Raw genomic sequence first — 13,855 nt, forward strand, 5'->3', positions numbered from 1 at the left:
TCAAATCAAAATGAGCAAATCAATTTTTTATCACGCAGGCTGTCCGGTTTGCGTAAGCGCAGAACACGACATTTTAAATTTAGTTCAGGATGTTGAAGTAGTAAATATTGGAGAAGACAGATCTCGTATTGGCGAAGCTCAAAAAGCGGGAGTACAATCGGTTCCGGCTTTGGTTACACCAAACGGAAATGTACTGCACATTAATTTTGGAGCCTCTATGGAGGATGTGATTGGGTAAATATAAAGACCTCTTTGGGGTAGATCCCGAAGAGGTTTTTATTAAACAAAGAATTTAATTTTTTTAACACATAGGAACATAGTTTTTACGAACGTGGTAGTAGACGTTTCACTCATTGAAACAAACATAGCTATGTGTCAAAACTAGTTTTTTGAAATACTTTTTTTAGAGATTGCAAACCTATGTTCCTATGTGTTTAAATAAATTTAAATACAACAACAAACAATAAACAATAAAAATATGAAAGTAGCAGTATGGGATACTTATGTAACCCGAAAAGACGGAAAAATTATGCATTTTGATATTCTGGTTGATGAGAATACAGTTGATACCAATCAGATTTTCGAATATGGAAAAGAATATCTTAAAACAGTTTCTCAGGAAGGTCAGCCATTGACTTCAAATGAATGTCGATTTTGCCACATTGATAAAGCGCCGGCAGAAATTGAAAATCAAATTCGCGAGAACGGATTTTCGATTATTGAAATGGAAAACTGTAATTAATTTTCAATCTGATTGATCCTTTGGGTGAAATTTTTTTAACACATAGAAACATAGACATATAAACTTAAAAAAGGCGTTTCACTAGTTTAAATGCAAATAGTTTAGCTATGTGTGGAAACTAGTTTCTTCTACTTTCTTTTTTTGACACAAAAATCTATGTCTCTATGTGTTAAAGCGATTGTACCTAACGTGTTCCGATTATTAATTCTATAGACTGAAAGTGTGGGGACTTTCAGTCTATTTTTTTAATCTTGTAGTATGAAAAATATCTTCGACTTAGAAATACAAAACAATAGTGTAGACGGAAAAATTGTAGCCGGATTAGAACGTTTGTCTCAGGTTTTTAAAGTTTTGTTATGGGAAAAAGCCAAAAAACACGATTTGAGTCCGATACAGATTCAGATTTTGATTTTTATAAAACACCATTCCGCAGCGAAAACAACGGTTAGTTATCTGTCTAAAGAATTCAATTTGACCAAAGCGACTGTAAGTGATACGATTAAAATTTTGGAGAGAAAAGAATACATTTCTAAAATTGAAAATGAGAAAGATTCCAGAAGTTACAGCATGGAACTGACCGCAAAAGGTTTAGAAATAGTTCTTTTAACCGAAGATTTTACAGATCCGTTATTTGATTTGGTTGCTCAAAGATCAGAAAATGATAAAACGATTCTCTGGAAAAATATGACTTCTATTATTGAGCAATTACATAATTTACAAGTCATAAACGTACAAAGCACTTGTTATAACTGTGGTTATTTTGTACAGCGAGACGGAAAAAAACATTGCCAATTGATGGATATTCCTTTAAAAACAAACGATATCAGACTCGATTGTCCAGATCATAAAGCGGTTCGTTTATAAATATTTTGCAAGCGCTGTAATTCCTTCCTGCAATTGTTCTTCGGTTAAAGAGGCGTAACCCAGTCTAAAACCATTTATTGGACTGTCAAAACTGAACTTATCAGGATTTATAATTTTGATTCCTTTAGAAAGTAATTCGGTGCAGATTTTCTCTGTATCGACTATTTTATTAGGAACAATCCAAAACGCCAGACCGCCTTCGGGTTTGGTAAAAACGGCTTTATCTTTAAGGTGTTGATTGCACAAACTTTCGAAATAATCTCTTTTTGCCTTGTAAATCAGGTTTGTTTTTTTTAGATGCCTTTTGATTTTTCCTTCGTTAATAAGATTCAAAACCGCTTCTTCCATAATATTATCACCTTGCACATCAATAATTTTTCGATGATTCGCAGCTTTCTGAACATTTTCAGCAGAACTTACCAAATAACCAATTCGAAGTGCCGGAGCTACAATCTTACTTAATGTGCCAATGTAAATAAAGTTCTTCGCATTGCTGTAACTTGAAATAGGCAGAATTGGGCGTTGTCCAAAATGAAATTCATTATCATAATCATCTTCTATAATCGTAAATCCGTATTGATTAGAAAGTTCAATGAGCTTTAAACGTTTTTTTAAACTCATTGTAACCGAAGTTGGATATTGATGATGCGGTGTTAAATAAATGGCTTTTATAGTGGGATTTTTCTTCAGATGTTTTTCGACTTCATTTAAATCCAAACCATCTTTATCGACGCTTATCGGGATTAATGAAGCACCTGCGTTTTCAAAAGCCTGCCATGCCGGTTTATATCCCGGATTTTCTATCATTACAAAATCACCTTTAGACAATAAACAATGCGAAGCCAGATACATCGCCATCTGACTGCCTCGTGTAATGCAGATTTGTTCCAGAGAAACATTCATCCCTCTTTTAAAATTCAGCATTTGTACGATCGCTTTTCGGAATTCCAGATTCCCAAATTCATTACTGTAACCCATAATCTGCCAGCGCGATTTTCGGTTGAATATTTCTCGGTAAGCACGGGCAAGATCGTTCATTGGTGCAAGTCGGCTGTCTGGAAAGCCATCATCAAAAACAAGATACGGTTTTGATTCTTCAATAGAAATATTCGGTTTGGTTTCTGAATTTTTATTAGAATTTACTTCCGGAAGAATATCGGCAATAAAAGTTCCTTTACGATCCATTGTAACCAGCCAGCCTTCGGCAATCAAAACATCTAGTGCTTCTATAACCGTATTTCGGTTTACGTTTAATAATCCCGCTAATTGCCGGCTTCCTGGCAATGCATTACCGCTTGTTAGTTTGCCTGATTTAACGGCATTGATGATCGCATCTGCAATTTGCAAATACAATGCTTTGTCTGATTTTTTATCTAAATGAATTTCGAATTGCCAAGGTCGTAACATCTGGTCTGTCTTTTAGTGTTTAAATTGTGCTAAATAAACAGACCAAATTTACAAAAGGCTTTTTGAATATGAAGTTTTACCTGAGTTTTTCTTCAAGCCCGTTGTTTTATTTTAGATAACTAAATGTAGAAAAAAATATACTTTTTTTTTAATGAAAAAAGCTTGCAGTTATCTGTCTACAAGCTTTTTAGTTTTTTCATAAATACCGGAAAAACATCGTTTAATTCATTAAATAAAGGATTTTTACGGTGCTTTAATTTGATTTCGCTGAATAATTTCAGTCCAATGGCAAACTGTGTGGCCTCATGCGGATTTTCGAATATATTTTTGTCTTTGATTCTTTCTATAATTCCGAATATTTCGTCGTGATTGTCAAACTCAATTCCAAGTTCTTTTGCAGGTTCAGTTTCGCCGTTTGCGTATTCTTTCAGGCTTAGAGTAAGGTAATATTTATTTGATCTTTTTTCCATGATATTGAATCTGTTTTATTTTAACCATTTGTCTACAATGGTTTTAAATGTTTCTTTATATTGTTCACCAACTGTAATTTCGGTTTTTCCAATTATAATTGAATTTTTGGTAATCGCATTGATTTTGTCAAGAGCCACAATAAAGGATCGGTGTACTCTCATGAATTTGGCAGAAGGAAGTTTTTCTTCTAAAGCTTTTAAGGAAATAAGTGACATCACCGCTTTTTGATTATCATCAAGATGCACTTTTACGTAATCTTTTAAACTTTCGATGTATAAAATATCCTTTAGCGAAATGCGGACCCATTGGTATTCGACTTTTAAAAAGATAAATTCATCGTCGGCAGAAATAGTCTGGAAATTATTGGAAGCTTCTTCGGTTATCTGAAGCACTTTGTTGGCAGCACGTAAAAATTCTTCGTAGCTGAAGGGTTTTAAAAGATAATCGACCGCATTTACCCTGTAACCTTCAATTGCGTAATGATTGTATGCGGTAGTAAAAACGATTTTTGGCGTTAATCCAGGTTGTTCCTGTAAAAGTCTTGCCAGTTCCATCCCTGTTAAATTGGGCATATTGATGTCGAGAAAGACAAGGTCTGGTTGTTTTTCTTTGATTAAAGACATGGCTTCAACCGCATTGTCGCAGCTCGCACTTAATTCTAAAAAAGGTGTCTGCTCAATAAAAGTCTGCACCAGTTTTAAGGCGAGGGGTTCGTCATCGACTGCTATACATTTTAATGTTATCATTAGTCTAAAATTATTTGCAGTTTTACATTGTACATTCCGTTTTTGGCCAGTCCGGCAATCAATGTATGTTTATGCGGATATATCAAATGCAGTCTGCGTTTTGTATTTGTTAAACCAATTCCGCCTTCATCTGTTACAGACGATTTTTCGAAATAGGTGTTTTCTACCTCAAATTCCAGATTACTTCCATTTTGTTTCAGTTTAATATGGATTTCGCTTTTATCTGTGGCATGGATTCCGTGTTTGAAGGCATTTTCTACTAAAGGTAGTAATAACATCGGAACAATTGGATAATCCTGCAGTTTTTCAGGAATATCAGTCGTAATGGTTAATTTGCTGTTGGCGCGAAGTTTCATCAAAGCAATGAAATCCTTCATAAATTCAGCTTCTTTATGCAGTGTAGTGCGTTCTTCTGTACTATAAAGAAGGTAGCGCATCATTCGGCTCAGGGTATGAAGTGCATTTCTGGAATCTTCAATATTAGAATACGTAAGCGAATAAATACTGTTGAGCGAATTAAAAAAGAAATGCGGATTAATTTGTGCTTTCAGCATTGCCAGTTCGGCCATTGTTTTGTCCTGTTCCAGTTTTTGTTTGTGCTGTGCCGCTTTCTGCCAGTATTGGAGCATCGACCAGCTGGTACTGATACCGAGAACCAATAACGTAAGCATAAAAACGTAATTATCGAAATATGGGTTTCGGTATTTTTTAAAACCTAAAATCAGACTTATTTTATTATGAAGATCTGTTTGTGATGTATAAATGTAGGCAATAAACTGCATGGCGAAAATAGCAAGAAAAGCCCAAAGCAGATAAGGAGAAGTATTGTCTTTAATAATAGTTTTTGGAACTATAATTTTGGCATTCGAATAAAAAAGAATAATGAGTAAAAACAAGATAATCATCTGCCAGAGCCAGAAAACAGCAGGCAGTACCACATTCCACGTAATTGGCATGTAGAACAACATAATAAAGCCTAATAATGCCCAGCTGAGAATGTGCAGTCCGGTAAATAAATAAGGTCTGTGAAGGTAAGATGCCATTGCAAATTATGTTTTTATTGGCAATATTACAGTTTATTTACATTCGATTAAAAACCAATCGCTCAACATAGAATTACAGTCTCTAAAAACTAGATTACAGCCGATGAGTTTATGAATTAAACGCTTGTTTAATTTTTAAAAAAGTCCATCGGCTGTCAGCTTATCTTTATCGATTATCTTTTACTCTTCGTCTATTTGAAAATTTTTGTGTATTATATTTTATTTCTTTTGTTGTCATATAATCGATAATTACATATTATTTCAAATGAATAAGCAATCATTTTTAAGCATCCTTGCAGCATCACTTATTATCGCTTCGTGCGGTAAAAATGATAAATCGGCTCAGGCCGGAGGTGCACCGCAGATTAAAGAATACAAGACTGTAACTTTACAGACAAAATCGGCTACTTTAAACAGCGATTTTCCGGCTAGTATCCAGGGACAGCAAAATATAGATATCCGCCCAAGGGTTGAGGGTTACATCGAAAAAATTTTTGTAGATGAAGGTGCGGTTGTAAAAGCCGGACAGCCTTTATTTAAAATTAGTGCTCCTGAATATGAGCAGCAGGTTCGTACCGCCACGGCAAGCATTAAAAGTGCTCAGGCTGATTTAAGCGCGGCAAAACTGGCTGTTAATAAAGTAAAACCATTGGTCGAGAAAGGAATCATTAGTAAGTATGATTTAGAATCGGCACAATATACTTATGAGTCAGCTGTGGCATCTTTAGCTCAGGCAAATGCAGCTTTGGTAAATGCGAAAACCAATTTAGGATATACAACCGTTACAAGTCCTGTAAATGGCGTTGTGGGGTCGATTCCTTTTCGTTTAGGAAGTCTTGTAAGTTCAAATACAGCAGATGCCTTAACGACTGTTTCTAGTATTGGAAACGTATATGCATACTTCGCGATGAACGAAAAAATGCTTTTAAACTTCACTCAAAACAACAACACAGGTGCTTCTTTAACTCAGAAAATCAAAAGTTTACCGGCAGTTTCTTTATTGCTTTCAGATGGTTCTGCTTATGATGAAAAAGGACACATCGAAACTGTAAATGGATTAATTAATACAGAAACCGGTTCTGTAAATGTGAGAGCACGTTTCCCAAACCCAAAAGGAATCATCAGAAGCGGCAGCAGCACAACAGTTCGTATTCCTAATGAAGTGAAAGATGCCATTATCGTGCCTCAAAGTGCCACATTTGAACTTCAGGATAAGATTTTCGCAGTAGTTTTAGGCAAAGACGGAAAAACCAAAAATGCCAGTATTAAAGTACTAGACAATTCAGCAGGAAATTATTATGTAGTAACAAGCGGTTTACAGGCTGGAGATGAAATTGTATTAGAAGGGGTGGCCTCTTTAAAAGAAGGAACTGAAATTAAAGCTCAAAATCAAAAACCGGAGACGGTTTATGCTGACTTAAAATAAAAAAAATGTTTAAAAAATTTATACAACGACCAGTACTCTCGACTGTAATATCTGTTATTATAGTCATATTAGGTGTTTTAGGCCTAATTGAGTTACCGATTTCTCAATATCCGGATATTGCACCGCCAACCGTAAACGTGGCAGCAAGTTATACAGGAGCCAATGCCGATGTGGTATTAAAAAGTATTGTAATTCCGCTGGAAGAGCAGATCAATGGTGTAGAGAATATGACCTACATGACTTCTACAGCAACCAATGACGGAAATGCATCGATCAAAATTTTCTTTAAAGTAGGAACCAATCCTGACTTAGCAGCGGTAAACGTTCAGAACAGGGTTTCTAGAGCAACAAGTTTATTACCTGTAGAGGTAACTCAGGCGGGGGTTACGGTAACCAAAAGCCAGAGTAGTAACTTATTGATTTTCTCTTTATACAGTGATGATAAAGCGTACGATCAGACGTTTTTACAGAATTATGCAAAAATTAACCTTGTACCACAAATCCAGCGTGTTGTTGGGGTAGGAGATGTAACCGTTTTTGGTGCCAAAGATTACTCGATGAGAATCTGGCTGAAACCGGATGTAATGCAGCAATACAAACTGATTCCGAGTGATATTTCGGCTGCCCTTGCAGAGCAGAATATTGAGGCGGCACCGGGTAAATTTGGTGAAAACGGAAATCAGGCTTTTCAATATGTAATTAAATATAAAGGGCGTTTAACAAGCGCTCAGGAATTTGAAAATATCGTTATCAAATCTGTTGGAAACGGGCAGATGCTTCGTCTTAAAGATGTTGCTAAAGTTGAGTTAGGATCTTTAAGCTATGCTTCAACGATTAAAACAAACGGTGTAGAATCGGCAGCGATGGCCATCAGCCAGACTCCGGGATCGAATGCACGTGACGTAATCAACAACTCTAAAAAACTGATTGAAGAAGCAGCAAAGAATTTCCCGAAAGGGGTTAAGTATACCACAATGGTAGACGTTAACGACAACCTTGATGCCTCAATTGAAAAGGTAATCCATACTTTGATCGAAGCTTTTATTCTGGTTTTTATCGTAGTATTTATTTTCCTTCAGGATTTCAGATCGACTTTAATTCCGGCTATTGCAGTTCCGGTGGCGATTGTGGGTACTTTCTTTTTCCTGAATTTATTCGGATTTACGATTAACTTACTTACGCTGTTTGCGATGGTACTGGCAATTGGTATTGTGGTCGATGATGCGATTGTGGTCGTGGAGGCCGTTCACGCCAAATTAGACCACGGCTATAAATCGGCTAAAAAAGCAACAATCGATGCGATGGACGAAATTTCCGGAGCGATTATTTCGATTACACTGGTAATGGCGGCGGTATTTATTCCGGTAACCTTTATCACAGGATCAACAGGGGTTTTCTACAAACAGTTTGGTATTACACTGGCTGTTGCGATTATTCTTTCGGCAGTTAACGCTTTGACTTTGAGTCCTGCTTTGTGTGCGCTTTTACTGAAACCACACGCAGACGATCATAAACATAAAAGTTATTTGCAGCGTTTTTATACCGCGTTTAACGTTGCTTTTGACAGAGTAACCCAAAAATACAAACGTTCGGTTAGTTTCCTTTCGGTTAAAAAATGGATTCCAATTGCCTCAATTGTTATTGCAGGTCTGGCTTTATTTTATATGATGAAAACTACGCCGTCTGCCTTCGTACCATCTGAGGATCAGGGAACCGTTTTCGCAAACATCAGTTTACCGCCATCTGCTTCGATGGAACGTTCTGATATTATTGCCAAAAGAGTAGACAGTATTGCCAAAACCATTCCGGGAGTTAAAAATACCCTTCGTATTGTAGGACAAAACTTTACAGCCGGAGCGGGTAGTGCTTATAGTATGGTTATCGTAAAATTAAAACCTTGGGATCAACGTGATTTAAGTGTTGATGATGTAATTGGACAGCTTTTTGCTAAAACCAGCGGTATTCGCGAAGCCAATATTTTCTTTATTTCGCCTCCAACTATCCAAGGTTTTGGACAAAGCGGGGGGTTTGAATTCCAGTTACAGGATAAAGGAGGACATACAACAGCTGAGTTCTTTAAAGTAAATAACGAATTTCTGGCTAAATTATCTGAACGTCCTGAAATTCAATATGCAACAACACCATTTAACCCTGGTTTCCCGCAGTATATGATGGATATTAATTTGGCAAAAGCCAAAGATGCAGGAGTTTCGGTAAACACGATTTTATCGACTATGCAGGGGTATTATGGCGGATTGTACGCTTCGAACTTCAATAAATTCGGTAAGCAATACCGTGTTATGATTCAGGCTTCACCGGAATTTAGAACCAATACACAGGGATTAAATAAAATCTTTGTTCGTAACAGTGCAGGAACTATGGCACCAATTACGGAGTTTGTAAAAATGACCAGAGTATTTGGACCGGAATCAATTTCAAGATTTAACTTGTTTACTTCTATTGCAATTACCGGAGCACCAAAACCGGGATTTAGTTCAGGAGATGCTATTAAAGCTATTCAGGAAGTAGCGGCAGAAAATCTTCCTGCGGGTTATGGTTATGAGTTTTCGGGTTTAACGCGTGAGGAATTGGCATCAGGAAGTGAAACGATATTCATTTTTATCCTGTGTCTCGTATTCGTTTATTTCTTATTAAGTGCGCAGTACGAAAGTTATATTTTACCATTTGCAGTATTATTCTCGATTCCGTTTGGATTAGCGGGAGCGTATTTGTTCTCGATTATATTCAAATTGAACAGTAATATTTACCTGCAGATTTCCTTAATCATGCTTATCGGACTTCTGGCGAAGAATGGTATTTTGATTGTCGAATTTGCCCTTGACAGAAGAAAGAAAGGTCTGCCTATTGTTCAGGCTGCAATTGAAGGAGCTGTAGCACGTTTGCGTCCTATTTTGATGACTTCGTTCGCTTTTATTTTAGGATTGGTTCCATTAATGTTTGCGACAGGAGCCGGAGCGGTTGGTAATAAATCGATTGGTACAGGAGCCGTAGGAGGAATGTTGATTGGAACTATTTTAGGGGTATTTGTTATTCCGGTTCTGTTTATCATTTTCCAGAGTTTACAGGAAAAAATAAGCGGTCCTGCAAAAGACGGCTACGATGACGACGATGATGAAGAGGAAATACAGTTACTAGAAGCTCACAAAGAGTAAAATTTAATTAAAACAGAGATGACGAATAGTTCAAATAAATATATTCTTCTGATAATGACAGCCGCACTTTTAAGCGCGTGCTCCGTTACCAAAAAATACGAACGCCCAGCTGCACTCTCGACCGACAAGCTGTATCGTGATGAGGCTTCTGCCGATTCTACTACAATTGCCGATATGCCGTGGCAGAGTGTTTTTAAAGATGAAAAACTAAATGCATTAATTCAGAAAGGTTTAGACCAAAATCTTAATTTGAAGAATGCAATAGAAAATATCGTACAGGCAAGAGCTTCTTTGCGTCAGAGTAAATTGGCTTATTACCCAACTTTAAATCTGGATGCAAGTGTAACGCGTAATAAACAATCACAGGCAGGACTTAACTTTCCTCCCGGGATTAATATCAATACCCTTACGACTACCTATAAATTAGGTTTAAGTACATCCTGGGAACTGGATATCTGGGGAAAATTAAGCAGTTCAAAAAGAGCCGCTTTAGCTTCATATTTAGCGACCGATGCTGCTAAACAAGCCGTTCAGACTCAATTGATTTCGGATATTGCCAATAATTATTTCCTGTTGCTGGCGTACGACAAACAATTGAAAATTACACAGGAAACTTTAGAAAGCCGTATTAAAAACGTTGAAACAATTAAAGATTTAAAAGAAGGTGCAATTGTAACCGGAGCGGCTGTGGTTCAGAGTGAAGCGAATCAACATGCTGCAGAAGTTTTGATTCCGGATTTGAAACAAAGTATCCGCGAAACTGAAAACACGCTTAACATTTTGCTTGGACAAGGACCCGGGCCAATTGACAGAGGTGAGCTTGGAAATCAGATTATCCCTGAAAATATAGCGATCGGAATGCCTTCTCAGTTATTGCAGAACCGTCCTGATGTTCGTCAGGCAGAGTTTAATTTCAGAGTTGCTTTTGAATCAACAAATCTGGCAAAAAGTTATTTCTATCCAAGTTTGACGCTTACGGCAAGCGGCGGATTTTCGAATTTAGAAATAAAAGATTTCTTTACAAATTCTATTTTTTATTCGATTATTGGCGGTTTAACGCAGCCTCTTTTCAACCAGGGACAAAATAAAATGCGATTGACAACAGCTCAGTCTCAACAAGTACAAGCATATAACAACTTTCAGCAAAGTTTGTTAACGGCCGGAACTGAAGTTTCGAATGCTTTGTATGCGTACCAAATGGCAGTTGAAAAAGAAGATTCGCGAGCAAAACAAATCGAAGCTCTGGAAAAAGCAGTTGATTTTACACAACAATTATTAGAATACAGTTCGGCTACTAATTATACAGATGTATTAACATCAGAACAAAACCTTTTGGCAGCCCAGTTAAGCGGTATTAATGATAATCTGCAAAAATTACAAGCAGTAGTTAATCTGTACAGAGCTCTGGGAGGCGGCTGGAAATAATTTCATAACGGACTCTTAAAAGTGTACGTTTGTCGTTAAAATTGAGCTCTTTGTCTAAATAATAGTACAATACCACAATATTGAATTACTTTTGACCTGTTTAGATGAAAGGAAATCTAAAGACAAGCAATAAAACTTCCAAATGATCATAGTATTTCGATGATCGCCTTGAATTAAATAAAACATGACTAAAAAACGCTCCGGAAACGGGGCGTTTTTGTTTTATTTTCTAAATACATACGAAACAAGATCGTTGTCATAGTTTTAAACTTTGATAAAGACTTCTGCACAATCTTGTCATTCCGGCTAAAGAAGAAATCGCGCGGCTATTCTACAAAATATAAAGACAATTTTTATCGATTTGTGCGTGTGATTTCTCCTATCGGTTAAAAAACATAATTGAAGTGATAAGCACAAAAAAACACTATAATACTAAAACAATCTACATCGCCAAAAAAGCACTTCTCGTCGATTACTTTATGGCTTCGGTATAATGAATATCCTAAACTTAATTATTGGCATTACTTTCGATTATTATCTATTAGAATTAATATTAAAAACTGAAAAAATGAAAAAGTTACTATTCGCCGCAATGTTATTTATGAGTGTATTTTTCGCTCAGGCACAAGTTTCTATAAATGTAAATATCGGAACGCCGCCAAGCTGGGGACCAGAAGGACACGACGACAGTAGATATTATTATTTACCTGATATCGATGTCTATTATGATGTAAACCAAAGCGTATTTATTTATGACAATAGCGGAAAATGGATTCGTGAAAAAAGACTTCCGTCAAAATACAGAAAGTATGATTTGTACGATGGTTATAAAGTAGTTTTAAATGATTATAAAGGAGATGCTCCTTATACGTATCACACAAAACACAGAACAAATTATCCAAAAGGATATAAAGGGCAGCCTCAGAAAAACAGAGGAGAAAAACCGGTAAAAAATACGAAATCTCAAAACGGACAAAAATCTGATAATAAAGGAAAAGGAAATAACAACGGAAAAGGAAACGGAAAAAACAATAACCAGCATTCCGATAAAAAGAATGGCAGTTCGCAAGGGAATCGTCACTAACTAGATTAAACAACCAAAGAAAAACGCCTCATTTCAGAGGCGTTTTTTTATGAAAATATCAAATGATTAACTTTAAAATCAGTATAGTTTTTCACTATTCACTATTCACTTCTCACTATTTACTTCTCACTTTAAATTTTTCACCTTATGTCCGTATAAACCAAACGATAAGACAATCACAAAACAGGCAAGCGGAATAATATATCCGGCCTGAATATCATCGTGTTTCATATCAATTAAAGTTCCCATAGCGTAAGGAAGAATGGCACCTCCCACAATTGACATAACCAGCCAGGAAGAGCCCGTTTCAGTATTCGATTTTAAACCTACAATACCTAAAGAGAAGATAGTTGGGAACATAATTGACATAAAGAAACCAATTCCTCCTAAAGCATAAATAATATAGATTCCGGTTCCATAAATTGCAACCAAACAAAGAAAAATACTAATTATGCAATAGATAGAAAGTAAAATATAATCTTTAACGAATTTTAGAAGAAATGTTCCGCTAAAACGACCCATCATAAATAAGAAGCCATAAACACTAAGGTAATATGCTGCTGTTCTTTCATCCAATCCAGCTTCTTTTTGTGCTATTCGTACAAAAAAACTAGTTATACAGACTTGTGCTCCCACATAAAAGAATTGTGCTATAACTGCCCAGCTTAAGTGTGAAAATTTTAAAACAGAAAAAAATCCAGGTTTAATTTCGGTTTCTGTTGAGTGAGATTTCATAGATGGCAAGTGCATAAAATAAAACACAACAGCTAAAAGAACCAATACACATCCCAGAATTATATATGGAAGTTTTACAGCTGATGCTTCCTCTAATAAGTAAGCAGCTTTTACTGTATCAGACATTGCGTTCATTTGTTCAGGAGTATGGTTAACTCCCGATAGTATAAAAAGTCCACCCAATAATGGAGCTAAAGTTACCGCTAAGCCATTAAAAGAAGCTGCAAGATTCAATCTGGTAGAAGAAGATTCCTGAGGACCAAGTATAGCGGCATAAGGATTGGCACTTGTTTCAAGAATTGTTAATCCGCAGCCAATAATAAATAAAGCAAGTAAAAAAAGTTCATAAGTTCGACTATTTGCTGCCGGAACGAATAAAAAAGCTCCTACAGCAAATACTAATAAGCCTGTAATAATGCTGTTTTTATATCCTATCTTTTTTATAATCATTCCTGCAGGAATTGCCATTATAAAATAAGCAAAAAAGATAGCAGTGTCGATTAACGTTGATTGTCTGTTGTTAAGCTGACACGCCTTTTTTAAATGAGGTATTAAAATACCGTCTAAACCATGCGCCATTCCCCAAAAGAAAAATAAGCTGGTAATTAAAATAAATGGAAGAAGGTAGTTGGTTTTTCCTCCTTCTGTTGGCACTTCGTGCTGATCGCCGGTTTGGTTTGTTACTTGCATTCGTTAGATAGTTTTTTATTAGGTTCAAAGATTCAGAGTTACAAAGGTT

General features: G+C 36.2%; 12 protein-coding genes. 7 read left to right on the top strand and 5 right to left on the bottom strand.

Going from position 1 to position 13,855, the window contains the following annotated elements; genetic code table 11:
• Positions 1–10 precede the first annotated feature (10 nt).
• The 3 genes from OZP11_RS23830 (at position 11) to OZP11_RS23840 (ending at position 1,606) form a co-directional block, all read left to right on the top strand.
• A complete protein-coding gene (locus OZP11_RS23830; protein WP_281232982.1) occupies positions 11–238 on the top strand; it encodes a thioredoxin domain-containing protein in 228 nt (75 codons plus the stop codon).
• Between the two features lie 240 nt (positions 239–478).
• Positions 479–742, top strand: a complete 264-nt coding sequence (locus OZP11_RS23835) for a DUF2024 family protein (protein ID WP_281232983.1) — start codon at positions 479–481, stop codon at positions 740–742.
• A 258-nt stretch (positions 743–1,000) separates the two neighbouring features.
• The gene (locus tag OZP11_RS23840) at positions 1,001–1,606 is read left to right on the top strand and encodes a MarR family winged helix-turn-helix transcriptional regulator (RefSeq protein ID WP_281232984.1); all 606 of its coding nucleotides are present in this window, start codon (positions 1,001–1,003) and stop codon (positions 1,604–1,606) included.
• Here OZP11_RS23840 and pdxR read toward each other — a convergent pair.
• The 4 genes from pdxR to OZP11_RS23860 form a co-directional block, all read right to left on the bottom strand.
• Complete coding sequence (pdxR, locus tag OZP11_RS23845; protein ID WP_281232985.1) at positions 1,601–3,013, bottom strand: MocR-like pyridoxine biosynthesis transcription factor PdxR; 1,413 nt, start codon at positions 3,011–3,013, stop codon at positions 1,601–1,603. The genes OZP11_RS23840 and pdxR overlap by 6 nt on opposite strands.
• Positions 3,014–3,189: 176 nt before the next feature.
• Complete coding sequence (locus tag OZP11_RS23850) at positions 3,190–3,483, bottom strand: DUF3861 domain-containing protein (protein WP_281232986.1); 294 nt, start codon at positions 3,481–3,483, stop codon at positions 3,190–3,192.
• A gap of 15 nt (positions 3,484–3,498) precedes the next feature.
• A complete protein-coding gene (locus tag OZP11_RS23855) occupies positions 3,499–4,230 on the bottom strand; it encodes a LytR/AlgR family response regulator transcription factor (RefSeq protein ID WP_281232987.1) in 732 nt (243 codons plus the stop codon).
• Positions 4,230–5,273: a sensor histidine kinase gene (locus OZP11_RS23860; protein WP_281232988.1), complete on the bottom strand. Its 1,044-nt coding sequence runs from the start codon at positions 5,271–5,273 to the stop codon at positions 4,230–4,232. Before OZP11_RS23860 ends, OZP11_RS23855 begins: the two co-directional genes overlap by 1 nt.
• A gap of 265 nt (positions 5,274–5,538) precedes the next feature.
• On the opposite strand from OZP11_RS23860, the gene OZP11_RS23865 reads away from it, so the two are divergent.
• From OZP11_RS23865 to OZP11_RS23880, 4 genes are all read left to right on the top strand, one after another.
• Positions 5,539–6,699, top strand: coding sequence for an efflux RND transporter periplasmic adaptor subunit (locus tag OZP11_RS23865; RefSeq protein WP_281232989.1), 1,161 nt, complete (start codon positions 5,539–5,541; stop codon positions 6,697–6,699).
• 5 nt (positions 6,700–6,704) lie between these two features.
• Entirely contained in the window at positions 6,705–9,872 is a 3,168-nt protein-coding gene (locus OZP11_RS23870) for an efflux RND transporter permease subunit (protein ID WP_281232990.1), read from the top strand.
• Positions 9,873–9,890: 18 nt separating this feature from the next.
• Entirely contained in the window at positions 9,891–11,297 is a 1,407-nt protein-coding gene (locus OZP11_RS23875) for an efflux transporter outer membrane subunit (protein ID WP_281232991.1), read from the top strand.
• 568 nt (positions 11,298–11,865) lie between these two features.
• Positions 11,866–12,381, top strand: a complete 516-nt coding sequence (locus OZP11_RS23880) for a hypothetical protein (RefSeq protein WP_281232992.1) — start codon at positions 11,866–11,868, stop codon at positions 12,379–12,381.
• A gap of 126 nt (positions 12,382–12,507) precedes the next feature.
• Here OZP11_RS23880 and fucP read toward each other — a convergent pair whose 3' ends face one another.
• Positions 12,508–13,806, bottom strand: coding sequence for an L-fucose:H+ symporter permease (gene fucP, locus OZP11_RS23885; protein WP_281232993.1), 1,299 nt, complete (start codon positions 13,804–13,806; stop codon positions 12,508–12,510).
• Positions 13,807–13,855 lie beyond the last annotated feature (49 nt).

This window comes from Flavobacterium gelatinilyticum, assembly GCF_027111295.1.
Classification (GTDB): domain Bacteria; phylum Bacteroidota; class Bacteroidia; order Flavobacteriales; family Flavobacteriaceae; genus Flavobacterium; species Flavobacterium gelatinilyticum.